Here is a 20,278-nt window from a genome sequence, read left to right on the forward strand (position 1 = left end):
CTAAAATTTAGGCCAATGTATTTGTACATTCTGCGTGCAATATGGTCCGCACAGCGGACCCTACAGTTTTCACGCAGGTTGTTTCACGATGTTAATATCCCGTGTTGGATAGGGAATGGTGAAGCCGCGGTCGTCGAAGCCGTTTTTGATTTCTTCGGTGAGGGACCAGCGGACATCCCAATACTCTGCTGTTTTCACCCAGGGGCGGACAATCAGATTGACGCCGTTGTCGGCTAACTGATCGACGGCGACCAGCGGAGCCGGTTCGTCGAGAATGCGCGGTTCTGCGGCGAGGACTTCTTCGAGAAACTCTTTCACTTCCCGCAGGTTGTCTCCGTATCCACACATGATAACCAGATCGATGCGGCGAAGTTCATGAGCCGCGTAGTTGGTAATGATGCCGCTCGTGATCGAACTATTGGGAACGATAATCCGCTTGTTGTCGCCGGTTCGCATGACGGTGTTGAAGATTTGAATCTCTTCAACGATGCCAGCTGTCCCACCGGCTTCAATGTAATTGCCGACGCGGAACGGGTGAAACAGAATCAACATGACGCCGGAGGCGAAGTTGGAAAGCGAATCCTGCAATGCCAGACCAACCGCCAGACCAGCAGCAGCGACGACTGCCGCGAAGGAGGTGGTATCGACACCGAGCCGATCGAGCACCGCCATGATGACGAAGAGCATCAACGCCCAGTAGATAATACTCTTCGCGAAATTCACGAGCGTTGAGTCGACACGTCCGCGGCGCATCGTGCTGGCTGAAAGTGCTGTCAACCAGCTGGCAACCATGCGACCGACGATAAACATCGCAACGGCCGCAAGGATATTCAGTAAAATTGCAGGGCCATATTCAAGAGCATATTCTTTGAGCTGGAGCACCCAAACGGCTGCCTGATTGATCGAAAGTTCTGTTGGTCCGCCCTCTGAAGTGGGAACCGGTGTTGGTACTGCTTGAAAGGCCAGCGTCAATAAATGTCCCTGCATAGTGTCTCTTTCTTGTTACAGTTGAATGATGAAGGTTAGTAGAATTAGGTTGGAATGAAGCGAAGGGTAACCCAACATGGGTGAGATGTCACTGTGGCAATGAGAACTTCAAGACGTTGGGTTACGCATTCTGCTAACCCGACATACGGCTCCAGCGGCTGCGGCATCATAGCTTGCAGCGATTTTAGCTGTTAAGATCAGTGTTCAGAAAATTCAGTATCCATTCAGGATTCATCAGAGAGGATTCCCATGCGCCTACGAACCTTTTTACCCTGTTTGTCTCTACTTGTAGTCCTCTGCAATGGAGCCGTCAATTCGGGCTCCGTATTAGCTGCCGATCAACCGAACGTAGTCATCGTGATTACTGATGATCAAGGCTATGGCGATCTTTCCTGTCATGGCAATCCGATTCTGAAAACTCCTCAAATCGATGCGCTGTATGAAGAGTCTGTTCACCTGACCGACTACCACGTGGCCCCCACCTGTTCGCCGACCCGTAGTGCTTTTCTGACGGGACACTGGACGGATCGGACGGGAGTCTGGCATACCATTATGGGGCGTTCCATGCTGAGAGAGAATGAAGTGACTCTCGGGCAACTGTTCAAAGATGGTGGCTACGCAACTGGCATGTTCGGCAAGTGGCATCTGGGAGATAACTATCCGTATCGTCCGGAAGATCGAGGTTTCACCGAAGTTCTTCGGCATGGTGGAGGCGGTGTGGGGCAAACTCCCGATTACTGGAACAACGCCTATTTCGATGGTCATTATTGGCACAACAGCAAGCCGGTTCCCGTTGAAGGTTTTTGCACGGATGTCTTTTTTGATTATGCAAAACGATTTATCAAAGCTCAGAAGAAAGCGGATAAACCATTTCTGGCTTACATCGCAACGAATGCACCCCATGGTCCGATGCATTCGCCCGTTGAATTCAGCGAACCTTATGAAGATCAAAACGTGGGACTCGCCAACTTCTATGGCATGATTGCCAACATCGATGAGAATGTCGGAAAGTTACGCGCATTCTTAGATGAGGAAGGCCTGACAGAGAATACGATTTTCATCTTCACCACCGACAATGGGACTTCTTCAGGCAGTCGAGTTTTTAATGCGGACATGCGAGGGGCCAAGGGAAGCGAATATGATGGCGGACATCGTGTGCCGTTCTTTCTGCATTGGCCTGAGGGTGGATTCACAGAAAGCCGAGATGTTACCCCTATCACTGCTCATGTCGATGTCGTTCCAACATTGCTGGAGTTCTGTGGAGTAAGTGCTCCCAGCAATTTGAAATTTGATGGTGTCAGCATTGTGCCCCTGTTGAAGGGGACGGCCACCGATTGGAAAGATCGAATATTGGTCACGGATTCTCAGCGGGTGAAAGATCCGATCAAGTGGCGCAAATCAGCGGTGATGACTTCGGACTGGCGACTGATTAACGGCGAAGAACTGTACGACATCAAAAACGATGTGGGGCAGAAAAGTAATGTCGCCACTGGCAATCCGGAAGTGGTCGAGCGATTGCGCGAGTTCTACGAAGACTGGTGGAAAGAACTCGAACCGACGTTTGCTCAGTCGACGGCCATCTATCTCGGTCATCCAGCCGACAATCCTGCCCGGCTCACTTCGCACGACTGGATTACCACTCAGATGACGCCCTGGAATCAGCAACAGATTCGTGGAGCGATGAACGGCCCGCAGAATACCGGCTTCTGGAATGTGAAAATCACCGAAGCCGGCAGTTATGAAATCCGCCTGCGCCGCTGGCCAGAAGAGGCGGACCAACCGATCGGAGCATCACTTCCACCCGGTGCAGACGTCCCTGGGGTCAAACCTTATCGTGCTCATCCCGGTGTGGCGATCAAGCCCGTTAAGGTCACTCTGCAAATCGGAGACATTGTCAAAACAAAAACGGTCAATGCCGATGAAACAGAAGTGACATTTCAGCTCGATCTGAAGCCGGAAACGACCACCATGTCTGCTATATTTACAACAGATAAGGGTGAAGAGTACGGTGCATATTACGCGTATGTTGAGAAGAAGAATTGAGCTTTTCAAGAAGAAGTTAATGCACTGAACTGTCAACTCTCCCCTTGGGAAAGGGTTAGGTTGAGGCAAATGCGCGTCACTTTGGATGGGAACGTCGAAGGGATTCCCCTCATCCGGCCTTCGGCCACCTTCTCCCCAAGGAGAAGGAAAGAAAACTGCTCCCCAATGAAAGTGAAAGATTACCGCTTTGCGATTGGGTCTTAAAATTGAAACTTCCCGGAGGTATAATAAAAGCAGGACAATAACCATTTAGAAATCACATCTTAGAATGAGGCTATCGCCGTGAATGCCGACACCCGCTCGATCTGCACCCGTCTCGATCCGCCTCTGGCCATAGTTGCCGGCAAGCGGACTCCATTCGTCAAAGCTTATGGAGCATTGGCAAAATTTCCGGCTGATCAACTGGGAGTGATGGCGGTCCGCGAAGCACTTGCTCAAATCAATATGGAGCCGAAGGAAATTGATGAGTTGATCTTCGGCTCGGTCTGCGGTCAGAGTGATGCTGCCAATGTCGCGAGGGTGATTGCACTCCGGGCAGGGATTCCGCAGGATCGGATTGCACATACCGTCAATCGAAACTGTGCTTCAGGGATGGAGTCCGTCATTGAGGCCAGTCAGATTATCCGCGAAGGTCGAGCCGAGGTGCTGATGGCGGGTGGAGCCGAGTCGATGTCGCAGGTGCCCTTCCTGTACAATGAGGAAGCCAAGGGCTGGTTTATGAAATTCCAGCGAGCCAAATCCTGGACTGATAAACTCTCGCTGCTTTCACAATTACGTCCCGGTCATTTCAAACCGGTCCCACAGATTCAACTCGGGTTGACTGACCCTGTCTGTGGATTAAACATGGGTGAGACAGCTGAGGTTCTGGCAGATGATTTTGATATCTCCCGGAAACGACAGGATGAGTTTGCACTGGAGAGTCATCGGAGAGCGGTCCTGGCTCAGGAAAAAGGGTTCTTCAATGATGAGATCTTGATGATTTCCGGCGACCTGACCGGTTCTGCTCCATTACATGAGGATCTCGGACCTCGAAAAAATCAGACGATGGAATCACTCGGTAAATTAAAGCCGATCTTCCGAAAAAATAGTGGAACAGTGACTGTTGGCAACAGTTGTCCGATTACCGATGGAGCCGTCGGGCTGGTTGTCATGTCTGCAGAGACCGCTGAGAAAAAAAGTATAAACCCGCTGGGATTCCTGCATGCTTATTCCATAGCTGGTTGCGACCCCAAGCGTATGGGACTCGGGCCAGTCTTTGCCGTCGATAAACTGCTGCACGGCACCAAAAAAGTTCTTTCAGATTTCGAACTGGTTGAAATCAACGAAGCCTTCGCCGCTCAAGTGCTGGCTTGTCTGGATGCGATGAAGTCAGCCGACTTCTGTAAATCGGTCCTTGGTCGTGAAGAGCCAATTGGAGAATTGCCATTGAATCAGTTGAATGTGAATGGCGGAGCGATTGCATTAGGGCACCCAGTAGGAGCCACGGGAGCACGACTGATTCTCACTTTGCTGCGGGCATTGGGAGAGCGGCAATTGAATACGGGGTTGGCATCGCTTTGTGTCGGAGGTGGACAGGGTGTGGCGATGTGGTTGGAACGAGCTTAGTTACACCGGACATAACTTGATTAAGATATAATAATCGGGGGTGGCGGGGGCGCTCCGCATAAGCGGAAGCCCCCGGATGTTTTACGATTCGGGGGCTTCTCTTCGAGAGCGCCCCCGCCACCCTTTGCATAATAAAATTCGCTGACACTGATGAAGGAGACGGAAGATGGCGGCACTCTGGACGCATTGGGACCTTGAACAAACGACCGATCAGATACTGACCCTCTGGATTGATGTGCAGGGTCAGAGCCAGAATGTCTTTTCGACCGAAGTCATCTCGGAACTCGATTCCGTTCTTGATGAATTGGTATCACGCCAGGGTGTGAAAACTATTTTTATCCGCAGTCGAAAGGCCAATAGTTTTTTTGCCGGAGCGGATATTACTGAATTTGCAAAGATCGAAACCATCGAACAAGCTCGCGAAGTTTCCAGACGAGGACAGGATATCTTTGCACGTCTTGAAGCAATTGAGCCGACGACAATCGCCGTGATTCAAGGGGCTTGCCTGGGTGGTGGATTGGAAATGGCATTGGCGTGTGATCATCGCATCGCCGTCATCGATTCTTCAACACGCATTGGACTTCCCGAAACCGGGCTGGGAATTCTGCCGGGCTGGGGAGGGACGCAACGACTTCCGAAACAGGTCGACTTGCTGCAGGCGATCGGAATGATTCTGCAGGCGAAGAAATTCTCTGCAGAAAAAGCAGCGAAAGTTGGTCTGGTTGATCGAGCAGTTAAGCCTGACGAGTTGGAATCACTGCTGAAAGAGTTGAGGAATTCCACAATCGATTTGAATCCTCAAAAATCCAGCACCTGGATCGGCTGGTTTTTGAATGAGACTTCTTTTGGCCGTAAACTGATCTTCAATGCGACTGAAAAGAGAATTGCTCGACAGAATCTCCACTATCCTGCATTAGGGAAATCGTTAGAGGCGATTCGTCAGTCATTCAAAGAGGATGCGAGTGGATTTGAATTCGAGCAGCAGGCGATTGGCGATTTACTGTTTACGCCGACTTGTCAGAGTCTGGTCAGTTTGTTTCTGAACAAAGAGCGCGCCCGTTCTCTCGATACATGGGACGTGCCAACTTCAATTCAGGAAGAGAAAATCAAATCTCTGGCCGTGCTCGGTGGCGGGACGATGGGAGCAGGGATTGCCCAGGCGGGCATCAAAAAAGGGATGCAAGTTGTCCTCAAAGAAGTGAATGAAGAAGCTCTCGATGCGGCTCGGTCTCGGATTCATTCAATTTATGAAGCTCTGCTTGATCGAAAAAGCCTGACTGAAGACGAGGCGAATGAACAGCAGGCTCATTTGACCTTTACGACATCGTTAGAGGGAATTGCGGATGTCGATGTTGTTGTGGAAGCGGTTCCAGAATCGCTCGGATTGAAGCAGAAGATCTTCAATGAACTGGCAGGGACCTGTAATCAGGATACGATCTTTGCCACGAATACCTCTGCTCTTTCTGTGGATGAAATCTTTGCGGGTGTGGAGCCGAAGTCTCGGGTTGGAGGCTTACACTTCTTTAATCCGGTCCATCGAATGGATTTGATTGAAGTGATTTCCGGGTCTTACAGTTCACCGGAAACCGTTGGCCGATTGCTGAAACTGGCGAAGCAACTCGGCAAGACTCCAATTTTGACAAAAGATTCGCCGGGGTTTGTGGTCAATCGGATATTGATGCCGTATCTGGATGAAGCGATTAAGATCGCAATCGAATTTACAGCTCAAAATCGCGACCCCGCCTTGATAGATCGAGAAATGAAAAGCTTCGGCATGCCGATGGGACCACTCGAGTTGATCGATCAGGTTGGCGTTGATGTCGCTGCCCATGTGGCCGGTTCGATGTCAATTGTTTTTGGTGAGGAGTCCGATACTGCGACCGTGCTCGAACGCATGGTGGAGGCGAAGCGGCTGGGGCGGAAATCGGACGCTGGTTTTTATAACTACGTGAAAGGCAAAAAAACGAACGCGATCGGCTTACAGCCATTGGTTTCGGGGATTGATGTCGATCTCGTCGAGTCGCCCACAACCGAACTGGAGGAAGTTCTAACGCCCATTCAACAGCGGCTGGTGCTGGCGATGGTGAATGAAGCGGGGCGATGTCTCGACGAAGCTGTTGTGGCAGACGCGTGGATGATCGATCTGGCGATGGTTCTCGGGACTGGCTTTGCTCCATTTCGAGGAGGCCCGCTGAGATTTGCTCGACAGCTCAATCACAACAATCTGATCGACACTCTGGAAAAACTGGCAGCCGTTTACGGCGAGCGATTTCAGCCTGCGGAATCGATCCGCCAGTTGGGCCAACAATGATGCGTCGGTTGTTTCGTCCGAATTTCGAATTTGAACATCAACTCGCAGCCGGCAATTCCCCCTGGCAGTTGCCAAAAAAACTGGCTCAAGTCAATGCCCGCTGGGCACATCGGGTCATTCCCTTAATGTCACCAGACGATTATTTGTGGTTGCCGGAAATTGATCTGCTGGATGACGAATCTCGTAGGCGACTCACTTCTGAATGTGCTCAGCAGGGTGTCACTCCGCTGGAAACATTCGATGGCATGCAATCCGCTTCAGCTGAAGTCGAATTGATTTCCTGGGGCTGGTCACAGGCGATGACTCAACTGGCAACGAAAAACGGCTGGACCTTCTCTGCTCCTCTCCTCGAAACTGTGGAGTGGATCAACTCGCGTGGAACGTCGTTTCAGTTTGAAGAAAAATGGAATATTGCTCCAGCAGGTTGTCGCGTTATTCATTCACTGACCGACTTAAAGGAAATTGTAGCAGCTCAGGATGAGACTGCGAACTGGCTGGTGAAAGCGGAGTTCAGCATGTCATCACGAGAACGACTGATGGGGCGAGGACGCACTCTAACCGGAAATGATCAGAACTGGGCAGAGCATCGACTGATCAAAGGTCAGGCTCTCTATTTTGAACCCTGGCTGGATCGAGTTGCAGAGATGAGTATTCATTTTCAGATCGATACGAATCGGTCTGTGAAGAGACTCGGCTGCACCCATTTGCATACGGATGCTCATGGACGATATCTGGGAAATGTCGCAGTCGCAAAAAATGAAGAAGCAGAATTCATCAGGCAATGGCAAGTCAGCTATGAGCAGACGAGTGCTTTTGCCGAAGAAGCTGCAAGTCGAGGATATTTTGGGCCTCTGAGTATCGATGCAATGCGATATCGAATCTCCGACGGCACACTCTTGGAGCGTCCTCTTCAGGATATTAATGGACGGTTTACAATGGGCCGCTGCGAACTGGAGCGTGCATTGTCAACAGGTGAATTGACTGATTAAATCCCTCGGGAACTCTTCAGGAAAATGCAGGTCTCCTGAAGAGTTCGTATCGAGGACTCTAAGTCATTCTTCAATTTAGAGCATTTCTAAATGCAGTGTGCATTCGCATGTACGATTGTTTGCCTAAATCGCTGCATTTGCTCATGCAGAACACAGAAAATTGATTTTGGAAATGCTCCCGTTATTAATACTCGCCAACGACTTCGCCACCCTGAATAGTGCCGAGCGATTGATAGACACCTTTGTCGATGTTTTCACTTAGGAAACGAACATGGCCATCTCCGAGAACAAACTGGGCTCCACCTTTATGCTGACTGCTTAGATCATCGAAGTGAGCGACAGGATCGTTTGGAACGTGGTCCATGGAACCTAAGACACGCTGAAACGCTTCTTCACCTTCTGGAACCATGCCAACCCAGGTTGAGTACCAGCCGAGTGGCTCTCGGGTGAGACGTTCGCCAATCATCATTGTATTGCTCAGCCCGTCTGTGAAGTCTCGGAATTTCACTTTGCTGTTGTGGTAGAATGCTCCATCGCCTTTGCACTGTCCCGAACTTGTTACGGGAGCAGTGCCTGCAGAATTCTCACAGGCATCGAGTTCTTCAGTTCCGAAGATGCCGACATAATTGGCGGTGGGTAACTCAGCCAGAACCGTTCCGGGGGACCCTTCTTCTTCAATTTCAAACTGCTGTGGTTTCGGATCGGAAGGACATTCAAACGTGGCGATGTTATTGAGCCGGAAAGTATCGTTGAGAGGAGCAGCAATGCTGACGTTGGGATTGAACTGGTCATAGAGTGCGGGCTGTTCGATGAATGGAAGGATCATAGTTCCCCAACCCGCTCCACTGGTTCCTTCGTGAGGCATGTGAGTGGCGGTCGGAGCGACTGCAATCCAGCCGGGAGGGAGTGTATTGTGGACATCATGATAATTGTGCAGTGCCAGTCCGAGCTGCTTGAGATTGTTTTTACAGCTCGATCGCCTGGCTGCTTCGCGAGCCTGTTGGACGGCTGGAAGAAGTAAAGCCACCAGCACGGCAATGATTGCGATGACGACAAGAAGCTCAATGAGAGTAAAGCCACGAGGCTTCACCGTTTGAGGGAAAGTCTTATTTAACAACATAATTATTCCAATGGTATTTTAGATTTATTGATCTGTTATGGTTTATGAACTCAGGTTTCTGTCGCAGAAATGAGTTATTGAAGATCCGTCAATAGTTACACACGCAAACACAAATATTTGCCTGTTATGCAGCGATTTGGGGTATCAATGGTTGTGAATATGTAAGTGCATCAACTTCAAAAGATCACAACACTGAATAACGTTCAGCACATATAGCGACTCCAGCCAGCAACATTCGCTTACACTTTCTCAGTTAGAAAGTGACGGGAATGAATACGGAAGCTGCAGATCCGTTGAATGCCCTGCGATATCTTTGGCCGGAAATCGAACATACCACCATTGATTCAGAACAATGTTCGAATAATGGGTGGTCATCAAATTTGTGCCAATTGGCTATGCCAGGACCGGGGGGCCGCGTAGCAGCGGCAAAGAAGCGTCGGTATTAATTGCAACCATCGCTGGAGCCGGTGACTCCAGCCAAACAACACTGTAGTTTTCAATAATGACTGGTAAGTCAGGAGTAAACTGGGCCATCCACAGCAGTTCACAAGCTGGGCATTCCGAATGGGAATGATCGTGCGAATGCTGATGGCTGTCCTGATGCTTTTCAGTTGATGAGTGCACATGATGACAATGTGAGTGCGACTCATGATGGATCTCAGTTGATTGCTGAGAACCATGGTGATGACTGCAGCTATGTGTGTGAATGTGCGCATAAGGGTATATCAAACCGCCAAAAATATAGGCGGCTAGAATCCCTGATAATACGAACTGCTGTCTCATCTGAAGTTGAATCGTCCTGACTGAAATTTTATTGATAATTCCCTGTCATGTTACTCGTGAATTGGAAGAGGTCGAGAACTAAGTTCTGAAATTGTCTAATTTTTAATCGTATTAATGTTTTCTTACGTCAGAAGCGATGTGGCTGTTGGAGCTTTTTCGAAGCTTAAGTTGATATTGACTCAAATCGACAAAAAGGGCTACTTTTCGCTGTGATCTGTTGGGGATTCTCCAGAGAGATCACGTCTAAAAGATGAAATTACATCTGCTGTTTTGTCATAACTTATTTATGTGTAAGAGATTAAGACGCAATGGATGCGTAAGGAATTTCTGCATTTTTTCTAATACCTTGTCTCCAAGATAGAATTTCAAAGCGTATGGAAACGCCTTTGTATTCATGGAAATTCCTCACAAGAATATTCCAGACCGTCTTTTCTCGCAACGATTTCCGTGTGATTTTCGTGTTGAGAGGCTTACGCATTTTGAAGCGAGAGATGAGAATCTCTTACGGCATCATTTTTCTGGTGGTCTGTTCCTGGAGTTTGACAGGCTGTACTGCTGCAAAAAATTATCAGGCAGAAAATCTCCCTGCACATTTGCAGGCTCCCAGAAATGAAAACGCACAGACACTGGATTTGACAAAATTAGCAACCGCAACAACAACGCAGGATTTGATTGGTAGCGGCGACGTGATTGAGGTGTCGATCTCTGCGGGCCTCTCTGCGACAGACACCGCAACATTTCCTGTTCGTGTCAGTGAAAATGGCACTGCCTTATTGCCAATTGTGGGAACTGTCAGTCTGAAAGAAATGGATCTGGAAGAAGCTGAGGCTGTGATTTCAGGAGCTTGTATTGAAAAAGGGTTGTACAAATCGCCGCATGTCACTGTCACAATGAAACGTCCTAAAGTCCATATAATTACAGTGTTAGGGGCAGTTGAGGAACCGGCGACTTATGAACTTCGCGCGGGTCAGTCGGATGTGCTCCAGGCGATTGTCGCTGCTGGGGGGCTCTCCGAAGATGCAGGCGTTTTTGTCCAGGTCCGGCATCCCGGTTATCGTAATCAAGCGAGTGAACCACAAGATTTGATTGCTTCACTTGAAAGCGGTTCAGATATTCAGCAGGTCGGACAGGAAACCATCGTACAACCGATTGGTCATCAAACCGTCCGGATTGATCTGGCCTCAGCGGCGACTCAAAAACCGGAATCCTTGCGATTGCCAGATGGAGGAATCGTGATGGTTGAACGGCGAGATCCCAAGCCGATTCATGTATTGGGACTTGTTAAAAAACCAGATCGCTATGAATTCCCAGTTGCTGAAGATCTACGTCTACTCGATGCCATTGCACTCGCTTCCGGCACGAACAATCCGCTGGCAGACAAGGTTTATATCATTCGCAATACACCAGAATCTGAAGAGCCCACATTAATTGAAGCCAGTATCAAAAAGGCAAAACGGAATGGTCGGGCCGACCTGCGTTTGGCACCAGGAGATATTGTGAGTATTGAGCAAACCCCAACCACATCCGTTTATGAAGCTGTCCGTTTGATTGGATTCGGCGTGAGCGGACGAGCGTTCTAGAGCATTTTCATTATATACCGCAGCATCGGATAGGAAAATACAGCGTTTTACTGTTTTTAAAGGTCCATTTGCCTGCAGTAACCATTTAAAAATGGTCTAGTGGATTGTTCCGATTAACACTTCGCGTAGCACCTTAATATTTAATTGGAACAGAGCACCAGGGCATTTCGTTCTTCCACTTGCGGTCGGATGAGCGCTCAATTTAATACTCTGCCATTTCCGACTGGAGCGAGTTCAGTTTATTGATGTCCATGAGACTCCATAAGCCTAATACCTTGATAGAAGTGTAACAATTGATTCAACGGATCTTATTTATTGACCTCAGATAACAATGTCATGCCAGTTTGTGAGCTGAAGAGCTTGATGTTGGTAATTTGGGAATTGAACTATGCCTGCACCTGAGAATTACGATCCACAAATGAATATCCAACTTCAGGATAATCATAATCCTTTACAGACAATTCTCCGCTTTTTGCAATCGTTGCTGAGAAGAAAATGGACCGTTATGGCGTGGCTGACGTTCACGGTCAGTCTTGGAATGACTTATTTTGCCTTGGCACCGCGGAAATACGAATCAAGTGCGGAATTATTGGTTTTGCATACTGGTGATGGAAATGTCGATCAAACTCAGCAAAGTCAACGAACCCTCCAGGACTATCTGCCGACATACACAAAAGTTCTTGCCAGCGATGAAGTTCTTAAAGGAGCCTTGGTCCGGCTGCCAGACACCGCAAGAACTAAATTCATCGGAATGACGAAACATCAGGCGATCGAAAAGCTTCGCTCAAGCCTGACCGTCAATACTGCCCGGCAAACCAATCTGCTGGAGGTGAAATACTGTTCAGAATCGCCTGAAGAATCTTCAATGATCGTCACGGAAATTCTGAATTCCTACTTTAAATTCATGCATGAAATGCACGAAAGCAGTTCGGGGCAAATGCTGGATACGCTAACAAAAGAACGAGATAACATTCAAAATCAGATCTTAGTGAAGCAATCCGAACTTCTGGATCTTCAAAGAGAATCCGATTCTTTGATTGGCACTGGTGATAATGTCATGAGTGTTGTTAATGAGCGAGTTATTGAATTGAATCATGCGTTAGCAAAAGCACAGCAGGAATCGATTCAGGCCCGTTCCTACTATACTGCTGTTGAACAGGCGGTTCGCAATGGAGAAAGTCTCCAGCAATTGATGAATCAGTCAAACCAGACGCTGGCGAATGAATTGATGAAATTGAGCGCCGGAGTCGACAGTCGCGACTCGTATGCCTATGCCCGCCTGCAACAACAATTGATTGAAGATGAAGCGTCCCTGCGAGATAAGCTCAATGGGAAATTGGGCCCGAATCATCCAGAAGTTCTGGAACTGCAAGAACGGGTTAAAGCTGCCCGAGACTGGATGAATGGACGTGGTCAGCAAGCCACTCAGGATTCCAAACAATTGACCCGCGACATGGGGCCCCAAATGCTGGAAATGGCCAAACAACGCTATCAACATGCCGTGACTCATGAACAGGACATTTATCAACGGTTCATGCAGGAAAAGCAGTTGGCGTCCCAAATGAATCAACGACTGATGCTTCTACAACTGGCCGAGCGTGATTTGAGTCGATTGCAATCCGATTACGACATGATGCGGGATCGAATTAACACAATCGATCTCAATAAGCAGTCCAGTTTGCGAACGCGAATCACAAAACATGCGGAACCGAATCGGACTCCAGTCACTCCCAAGCTGACCAGTACGTTAATGCTAAGCATTCTAGCGGGATTATTCTTCGGTGCGACTACTGTCTTACTACTCGACTTGCTCGACGACCGTTTCCATTCACCCGATGAACTCAAGCGAGAACTGGGAGCTCCCGTCATGGCGATGGTTCGCAGCCTGCCTTCATTGCCCCATACCCATGGTCTGGAATCAATCTTCACCTATACAAAGCCTAATAGTGTCGAAACGGAAGCGTTCCGCACTTTGCGAACATCGATTGAGTTTGCTTGCGAAAATCATCAGCGCATCAGTATTACCAGCACTCAGCCTAGCGATGGAAAAACCACGGTCATTTCAAATACAGCTGTCGCATTTGCTCAAGCCGGCAAGAAAACGCTGATCATCGATGGAGATATGCGGCGTCCTGGATTGACAGCAGTCTTTGCATTGAAAGGACAGGCCGGGCTCTCAACCATTCTCAGAGACACCGCTACGATTGAAGAATCGGCATCAAAATATATCACAAAAACGCGACTCGAAAATCTCGATGTGATCTCAGCAGGGCCACGTCCCAGCAATCCTGTGGAATTGCTAACGAGCGAACGTTTCGAAGAATTAATAGGCTGGGCAGAGGGGGTGTACGACCAGATCCTGATCGACGCCCCACCTTCGCTGGCTGTGACAGATCCGGCGATTATTGGCCGATTGGTCGATGGTATTATTCTCACCGTCCGGCCGGATCGAAATAAACGTCGCATGATCCTTCGAGCTGCTGAGTCCGTCACTTCTCTGGGAGGAACTCTTCTAGGAGTGGTTGTTAATGGGTTGAGTGACAGCAGAGGTGAATACGGCTATGGCTACGGTTATGGATATGGCGAAGGCTATGGAGAAGGTCATGATGATCCCGCCTATGAAGGGGAAGAGGAAGCAATCCCCATATCCAATAACAATAGTCAACGACCTCGAAAACGATTTTCACGAGATCAGTCATCCGATCGTTACGCTGCATAAAAAGCGATTTACGATCTGATTTTTATGTTTTAAGTCATTAAAGGAATACTCTCTTTGAGATCGCGAAGATCTCATCGCTGGAAAGTGGGCTGAAGGTGAGTTTCAATACATCATTCGACAGACCTGTCGGCAAGAAGCGATCTCGCCGTCATTCTTTGCGTGGCTCTTCACATCGCTCCTCACATATTAACTCTACAGATCCCCATGAAAAGACGAACCTGCTTCTGAAAATATTCGACATCTCGCTGTATGTTGGTCTATTGGCAGTACTATTGGCTTTCGCAGGACGAACTCCTGTTGGACATCTCATTTTGTTGTTTGCTACGGGAGTCACAATGACTCTCTGGCTTGTTCATCGAGCCACTCAGCCGACTTTACCTTGGAAATGGACGGGGTTTGAATTCCTGCTGCTTTGCGTGATTGGTATGGTGACATTTCAACTCACGCCACTTTCTACAGAAACTCTTCAGGCGGTCTCACCTGCAGTTGAACGATTTTTGCTCGCCGATTTGTATCCGGAACTAATCGGAACAGAGCCTCGATTCTCATGGAATAAAATTTCGTTGGCTCCCGTGGAAACTCGCCTGACTTTTGTGCCAATACTTTGTGTGCTTTTGTTGTTCCTCTTGATGGTGCAGCGATTCCAGCATCGCAAACATGCCCGTTCTGTAATGCTTGTCATATCTCTGGGAATGGCTGCATATGCTCTTTTTGGAACTTTGCAATACCTGCTTGGAAATGGAAAGTTTTTTGGGCTGATCACTCACCCCTTTACAAACACTTTTACAGGGTCAAAGGGGTCCTTTACGAATTCAAATCATTTCGCTGGATTTCTGGCACTTGCGTTAGGCCCACTGCTGGCCTGGACGATTACCAGCGACGCTCATTCGAAAACTTCCCGATCTCATCGACGGGAATGGAATTCGAATATGCGAATTGCTTTTGGGGGAGTCGCTTCGATTTTATTGTTGATTGGAATCGTCCTAAGTGGCTCGCGAGGAGGACTGATTTTAGCCACTGTTTCGCTTGTCATCACGATGTCATTGACAATGATTCGTCGTGCCGCTGATGCTCGCTTACCAATTATTTTTGCCGTTTTCGGGATAATTGGATTAGGAGCAATTTCATTGATTGGAGATCGGGTACTGGACGTCAATGCTCAGGAACTTGTCTCTGCGGACATCGAAAAAATGGATCGTGGAAATGCTCGTGGAATTATCTGGGAATCTAATCTGGCCGCCCAAAAAGAATTTCGCTGGTTCGGGACCGGACTGGGAACGCACAGGCATGTCATCCCTGCTTATCACGAAGAAAAAGTTTCGAGACGGATTTACACACACGCAGAAAACAGCTACTTACAAATAGGAACAGAGAACGGAGTTGTCGGTTGGATCCTTCTGACCCTGGCGATTCTACTTGTGATAATCAAATTAATGAAAGCTGCGTTTTCAAGCAACGTTTCAAAAACAGAACTCCCATTCATTATTGGATCCATGGCAAGTTTTGGCGTGTTTTTGTGTCATGGTACTTATGATTTTGCGTGGTATGCACCAGCCTACATGCTCGTCCTGGCACTGTATCTGGCCTATGTGTTCTCAATTCAAACCACTCATCCCGAGGCGGAGAAACAATATTCCAGAAAAACATTCAGTTCCCTGATTATGGCAGGTGGTTTAATTGCATTCCTGACGTTCGGATACGACGCCGTCGGTCCAGCTGCACTGGCAGAACCTGCAACGATGAGATATCTCTGCTACACAGCTCAGACGAAGCATGTCGATAACGTCGATGATGAAATGGCGATATTAAAGATTCGCGTCAGTGAATTGCGTAAATCGTTGCAGATTAATCCTGACGATATCGAAAATCAGATTAGCATGGCGAAATGCCTGCGGCGAGCTTTTGAGCTTCAGGATCTGCATCATCTCTACCCGATGCCCCTTGCTCAGGTACGAGCCGCCGTTTACTCGGGGGGATTTCAGGATTCTAAACAATTGACAAGCTGGCTGGAAAACAAAGCAGTCATGCAACAAGCCTTGCCGTTGATTAACACCTGTCTTCAGCACGCCAGACTTGCGAGCCTGCTCTGTCCGTTGCGATCAGATCCCCTACTGATTCAGGCGGAATATTGCTTTACGAATTCACCGGATTCTGAGCAGGTCGATTACTATTTTGCCAGAAGCGAACGTGCTGAACCCCAGAGTATGGATGTTGCATTCGACCGAGGTTATATGGCCTGGAATCGTGGGGATATTGAAAAGGCATTCCAGGAATGGCAGCCCGTATTTAATGACAAGGATCCGAACCAGTCGCGAATTTTATCCATTATAGCTCCTGTCCTTTCCCCAACAGATTTGATCAATACGATTCATCCTACGTTAGAGACGTTGAATACGATCACGATGGTCTATCAGAAACTTGGAGAAGAGCAATATGCTCAAGCTGCAATTGCTTTGGCCAATGCGACAACAAAAGCGATCCCGGAATTGCCCGCCTCCGAACGGCTCGATTATGTCAATATTGCATTCATTCGACTTCGTTCTGCGAAAGTTAAGCCTGAAACAATTGCATTCATCAATCAATCTGCCGAATATTTCGAATCCTCGGTTCCAATGCGCAGACAGTTTGCTCAATGGCTGGTCAGTCAAAAAGAATTCGCATTGGCAGAACCTCATCTGGAATACTGCATCTCTCGATCCCCCGGAGATGTTCAGGCGAAAGAGTGGTTGCAGAAGTCGCAAAAGGCAATGGATCAAATCGCTCGGCAATCTTCAATGAGACTCTATCGTTGACCGAAGGTTAATGTTCAGCTGGGTTTCAGTCGATCGAATATTTTCTTTCGCACCTTCACGATCCCCCTTCACAATCACTGAAGCGCCTGATTGGCTCAACGATTGCAGAGCCTTCTCAAGACGCATAATTCAATAAAAAAGACCCACCGTAAAAGTGGGTCTTGAAGTGTTTCCGCTTTCAAATCTCGAAGGCATTTCGAGCAAGATGCTCTAATTAATCCAAGCCGAGGAGCTTTTCGATGCGAGGCCATACGGTCGTTCGGGCTTTTTCATAGGCACGATGATCAGTAATGTCCCGAGTTTCGGCAAATGTAGACAATTGCCGTGCTTCCTCCTGAAGCAGGTTATAAACCTGGATCGTATCGTCGATATAACGCTGGTCGTCTTTGTCTTCACAGTTTTCCTGGACGAGCAACAACTGTTTTTTCAGCGTGTCGATCATCCCGACCATTCCCGACATGATATCCTGAACCTGCTCGGTTTCGTACACATCATTGCCGAAAGCATCGGCTGTTGCACCGATCGCAATATAGGTGGTATACATGTGAGCGGCTGACAGTCCACCGATTGCTGAAAGTCGACCGTCGTCTTTTGCCTGGGCAGAGCCTGGCAATGTCAATACTGCACCGATTGCCAGAACAGCTAAGGCCACGCGGTACCGAAGCCCATTGATCATGAAACACTTCATTGTTGAAATTCCTGTTCTATTCGGATGATTTGCATGAACGCTGAAAGTCTTAGTCAGATACCTGAGACAATATCATGCCGAATTTGTTAAGTGGAATCAATAGGTCAATTCAATAATTCGCCCTGGAATCAGCCGAACATACCGAACGGTCTCGGGAGCGGTCGGATCATCAGAGAATCGGAAGATCACTTTATAGATATGTGGGATACCGGGCAGAAGTGGTAGAGTTTCAAATCGCCACAGCCCATTTAGACGCGTGTCCTCATAGCCATCGACATCATCCTCTTCGCGATGCACATACATATTGACAACCCGCACACTTGTAGCATCGGGTACGATGATATCGATCATAGCGATCCGAGGATGTTTACTGGCTGGGATGTCCCGACTGGGTAAATAATAAGTGCGGCCCAATGTTCCCGGTGACGGAGCGGCTGTCATCCGATCAGGGCCAGCCGGCAATGGTGGCATCTGATAGTTGGATTGAGGATTGCGCTCGCAGGGACATTCTGCATTCGCCCACTGGGCCGTTGCCGATAGCGTAACGCCCAGTGCGATTAAGGAAGTGATTGAAGATTTCATCAGGAGTTCCATTCCGAATTCAGAGAGTGTTAGTTCGGCAGAGTCGCCATACCCTGCGATTTGAAATCACCCAGTCATCGAAGATTTCATCTCTCATCAATGCGACAGCTGAGCATCAGTGCTTCTGGACCTTGACGGTCCTTGGTACTGCAAACTTATCACACTCCACAAACGTTGCTGGATATTCCTGGTGAAACCGCCACCATTTACAGACTATTTCTGAGAGTCCCACGCAAAGCTTGACTGAACTTCGCCCATTACCTGTTCAGGAATTTTTGCACAATCCTCACATCGAGACATGTGAATGGAGCTTGAGACCTTCTGCGCATAAAAAAAGCCGCACACTTTAATGTGTGCGGCTTGCAGGACTCAGTCGCCCTTTATTGATACGTCCTAGTTCAGAGTCGATCGGTACTCAATTACAGGACGGTTGTTGTTGCCGTGCAGGTGAGCTTCCACAGTGAAGATCCCTCGACCATGGACATCTTTAACTCGCAAATCAATATGACGACCGGCTCGTCGCATCGCTCGTGTATAGTCGCCATCATGGTGCAGGTGCTGACCGTCGATGCTGACAATAATATCGCCAGGTTCCAGGCCAATTTTCCAGGCTTCTGTTCCCCGGTTCACTTTGGTCACCACCATTCCCCGATAAGTCTGGTACCCGTAAAAACCCAGAGTTGGAATGTCGATGTGGCAATCATGATTGTTCTGATCAGGATTCACCAGATACATTTTTGTTTTGGGTTGGTAGTTTTGATTTTGCTGACCAGGATTGATCAGATACTTCTTGTTTTCTGCGTTGGCAGTGGCTGCTGATGCGACAACGATGATGGCGACAGCGAACAGTTTGGTTGAGTTGAAAATCGTCATGGTTTTGTTCCTCGTTTTTATAAGTGTTTGGTTGGGTGATGGTTGTGTTACTGATGAGATGTAAGGCGTAATTCAGATGCAGGAGGGGACGTCAAAACTGGTAAAGAGTGCAATTATTTTGTAACAGCTACAAATTTCGGCTGGAAACAGGCCCAAATGACAAGGCTTTGAACTCGTGTTGAGTCGATTTCAGGTTCCTCGTTACAGTTCCCCCCTGCGCCCACCTTTCAGGTTTGCGTGGAAGGTCTGTTTTCAGGGAGCCGAGTTCATGTTTAAATTTCATGACCAATTCATAATGACGATCCTGCTCGTTTCGATACTCGGAACGGCTGGCTGCTATTCCACACCCATCAGTAATCGCAAGCAGTTGCTGCTGATTCCGGAACAGCAGGAAATCACGCTGGGCATGCAATCCTATGAAGACATCCTGGCCGAAGAAAAACTCTCTTCCAATCCCCACTATGTGGAGATGGTTCAGCGGGTCGGTCAGAGGATCGCAGCCGAAGCCGGACACGATGAATATGCCTGGGAGTTCCGCGTGATCGATTCTCCCGAGATGAATGCCTTTGCATTACCCGGCGGCAAAGTCGCCATCTATGAAGGAATTCTGCCGATCTGCGAAAACGAAGCTGGATTGGCTGTCGTGATGTCTCACGAAATTGCTCACGCGATTGCCCGTCACGGCGGAGAACGCATGACTCAGCAGGGTGTGGCAACGGCAGCGGGCAAAGTGGTCGATTTCTATTCGAAAGATAAGGAGCAGAAAGAACGCGAACGTGTTCGCGCCGTCTTCGGAGCGGCAGCTCAGTATGGCTATATTCTCCCTTACAGCCGCAAGCACGAATCGGAAGCCGATCAAATCGGCCTGATCCTGATGTCCCGAGCCGGTTACGATCCTAAAGAAGCTCCAAGATTCTGGAAACGCTTTTCCCAGCAGGGCGGTCAAAAACCACCCGAGTTTATGTCGACCCATCCTTCCGATGAACGACGAGCAGCCGACCTCGAAGCGATGCTCCCTGAAGCCCTCGCCGAATACAGCACTGCCACCGAACAATACGCCCTCGGCAAACCAATTTTCAACGCGTCAAATCTGGCGGGTTCAAAACCAAAGCCGGCAGCCAACGCCATTATCCCAGCTTCAAGCTTGAGCGCCCCCCCAACGGATGATCCATTCTTTACGAAGCCGTAGGTCGGTAGGGTGAAACA

At 48.6% G+C, this 20,278-nt stretch carries 14 protein-coding genes; 8 read left to right on the forward strand and 6 right to left on the reverse strand.

Annotated features, from left to right (window positions below):
- Positions 1-69: 69 nt before the first annotated feature.
- A complete protein-coding gene (locus Pan54_RS21670) occupies positions 70-987 on the reverse strand; it encodes a mechanosensitive ion channel family protein (RefSeq protein WP_146505543.1) in 918 nt (305 codons plus the stop codon).
- 249 nt (positions 988-1,236) lie between these two features.
- On the opposite strand from Pan54_RS21670, the gene Pan54_RS21675 reads away from it, so the two are divergent.
- The 4 genes from Pan54_RS21675 to Pan54_RS21690 all read left to right on the forward strand — a co-directional run bounded on the left by Pan54_RS21675 (position 1,237) and on the right by Pan54_RS21690 (position 7,935).
- Positions 1,237-3,030, forward strand: a complete 1,794-nt coding sequence (locus Pan54_RS21675; protein ID WP_146505544.1) for an arylsulfatase — start codon at positions 1,237-1,239, stop codon at positions 3,028-3,030.
- 282 nt (positions 3,031-3,312) lie between these two features.
- Positions 3,313-4,635 carry a thiolase family protein gene (locus tag Pan54_RS21680; protein ID WP_146505545.1) on the forward strand — a complete coding sequence of 441 codons (1,323 nt, stop codon included), beginning with the start codon at positions 3,313-3,315 and terminating at the stop codon, positions 4,633-4,635.
- Between the two features lie 166 nt (positions 4,636-4,801).
- Positions 4,802-6,946, forward strand: a complete 2,145-nt coding sequence (locus Pan54_RS21685; RefSeq protein ID WP_146505546.1) for a 3-hydroxyacyl-CoA dehydrogenase NAD-binding domain-containing protein — start codon at positions 4,802-4,804, stop codon at positions 6,944-6,946.
- Between the two features lie 8 nt (positions 6,947-6,954).
- Complete coding sequence (locus Pan54_RS21690; RefSeq protein WP_146505547.1) at positions 6,955-7,935, forward strand: hypothetical protein; 981 nt, start codon at positions 6,955-6,957, stop codon at positions 7,933-7,935.
- Between the two features lie 184 nt (positions 7,936-8,119).
- On the opposite strand, the gene Pan54_RS21695 is transcribed toward Pan54_RS21690, so the two are convergent.
- Together Pan54_RS21695 and Pan54_RS26620 are read right to left on the reverse strand one after the other, a co-directional pair.
- Positions 8,120-9,055 (reverse strand): DUF1559 domain-containing protein, encoded by a 936-nt coding sequence (locus Pan54_RS21695; protein ID WP_146505548.1) that lies wholly within the window; start codon positions 9,053-9,055, stop codon positions 8,120-8,122.
- 393 nt (positions 9,056-9,448) lie between these two features.
- Positions 9,449-9,838 (reverse strand): DUF2946 family protein, encoded by a 390-nt coding sequence (locus Pan54_RS26620; protein ID WP_146505549.1) that lies wholly within the window; start codon positions 9,836-9,838, stop codon positions 9,449-9,451.
- A gap of 491 nt (positions 9,839-10,329) precedes the next feature.
- Between Pan54_RS26620 and Pan54_RS21705 the strand changes: the two genes are divergently transcribed.
- From Pan54_RS21705 to Pan54_RS21715, 3 genes are all read left to right on the forward strand, one after another.
- A complete protein-coding gene (locus Pan54_RS21705; RefSeq protein ID WP_165441916.1) occupies positions 10,330-11,418 on the forward strand; it encodes a polysaccharide biosynthesis/export family protein in 1,089 nt (362 codons plus the stop codon).
- Positions 11,419-11,806: 388 nt separating this feature from the next.
- Positions 11,807-14,137, forward strand: a complete 2,331-nt coding sequence (locus Pan54_RS21710; RefSeq protein WP_146505551.1) for a polysaccharide biosynthesis tyrosine autokinase — start codon at positions 11,807-11,809, stop codon at positions 14,135-14,137.
- A gap of 95 nt (positions 14,138-14,232) precedes the next feature.
- Positions 14,233-16,929 (forward strand): O-antigen ligase family protein, encoded by a 2,697-nt coding sequence (locus tag Pan54_RS21715; protein ID WP_146505552.1) that lies wholly within the window; start codon positions 14,233-14,235, stop codon positions 16,927-16,929.
- A 214-nt stretch (positions 16,930-17,143) separates the two neighbouring features.
- Here the strand turns inward: Pan54_RS21715 and Pan54_RS21720 are convergent, their stop codons facing one another.
- From Pan54_RS21720 to Pan54_RS21730, 3 genes are all read right to left on the reverse strand, one after another.
- Positions 17,144-17,617, reverse strand: a complete 474-nt coding sequence (locus tag Pan54_RS21720; protein WP_146505553.1) for a hypothetical protein — start codon at positions 17,615-17,617, stop codon at positions 17,144-17,146.
- 96 nt (positions 17,618-17,713) lie between these two features.
- Positions 17,714-18,199 (reverse strand): hypothetical protein, encoded by a 486-nt coding sequence (locus tag Pan54_RS21725; protein WP_146505554.1) that lies wholly within the window; start codon positions 18,197-18,199, stop codon positions 17,714-17,716.
- 393 nt (positions 18,200-18,592) lie between these two features.
- Positions 18,593-19,072: a PDZ domain-containing protein gene (locus tag Pan54_RS21730; RefSeq protein ID WP_146505555.1), complete on the reverse strand. Its 480-nt coding sequence runs from the start codon at positions 19,070-19,072 to the stop codon at positions 18,593-18,595.
- A 268-nt stretch (positions 19,073-19,340) separates the two neighbouring features.
- On the opposite strand from Pan54_RS21730, the gene Pan54_RS21735 reads away from it, so the two are divergent.
- On the forward strand, positions 19,341-20,261 hold the full coding sequence (locus Pan54_RS21735; RefSeq protein WP_146505556.1) for a M48 family metallopeptidase: 921 nt from the start codon (positions 19,341-19,343) through the stop codon (positions 20,259-20,261).
- Positions 20,262-20,278: the final 17 nt, after the last annotated feature.

This window comes from Rubinisphaera italica (genome assembly GCF_007859715.1).
GTDB lineage: Bacteria > Planctomycetota > Planctomycetia > Planctomycetales > Planctomycetaceae > Rubinisphaera > Rubinisphaera italica.

Coding starts and splice junctions, on each gene's coding strand:
- Pan54_RS21675 (WP_146505544.1), top strand. CDS start 1,237: ATGCGCCTACGAACCTTTTTACCCTGTTTGTCTCTACTTGTAGTCCTC.
- Pan54_RS21725 (WP_146505554.1), bottom strand. CDS start 18,199: ATGAAATCTTCAATCACTTCCTTAATCGCACTGGGCGTTACGCTATCG.
- Pan54_RS21685 (WP_146505546.1), top strand. CDS start 4,802: ATGGCGGCACTCTGGACGCATTGGGACCTTGAACAAACGACCGATCAG.
- Pan54_RS21720 (WP_146505553.1), bottom strand. CDS start 17,617: ATGAAGTGTTTCATGATCAATGGGCTTCGGTACCGCGTGGCCTTAGCT.
- Pan54_RS21735 (WP_146505556.1), top strand. CDS start 19,341: ATGTTTAAATTTCATGACCAATTCATAATGACGATCCTGCTCGTTTCG.
- Pan54_RS21695 (WP_146505548.1), bottom strand. CDS start 9,055: ATGTTGTTAAATAAGACTTTCCCTCAAACGGTGAAGCCTCGTGGCTTT.
- Pan54_RS26620 (WP_146505549.1), bottom strand. CDS start 9,838: ATGAGACAGCAGTTCGTATTATCAGGGATTCTAGCCGCCTATATTTTT.
- Pan54_RS21705 (WP_165441916.1), top strand. CDS start 10,330: ATGAGAATCTCTTACGGCATCATTTTTCTGGTGGTCTGTTCCTGGAGT.
- Pan54_RS21730 (WP_146505555.1), bottom strand. CDS start 19,072: ATGACGATTTTCAACTCAACCAAACTGTTCGCTGTCGCCATCATCGTT.
- Pan54_RS21670 (WP_146505543.1), bottom strand. CDS start 987: ATGCAGGGACATTTATTGACGCTGGCCTTTCAAGCAGTACCAACACCG.
- Pan54_RS21710 (WP_146505551.1), top strand. CDS start 11,807: ATGCCTGCACCTGAGAATTACGATCCACAAATGAATATCCAACTTCAG.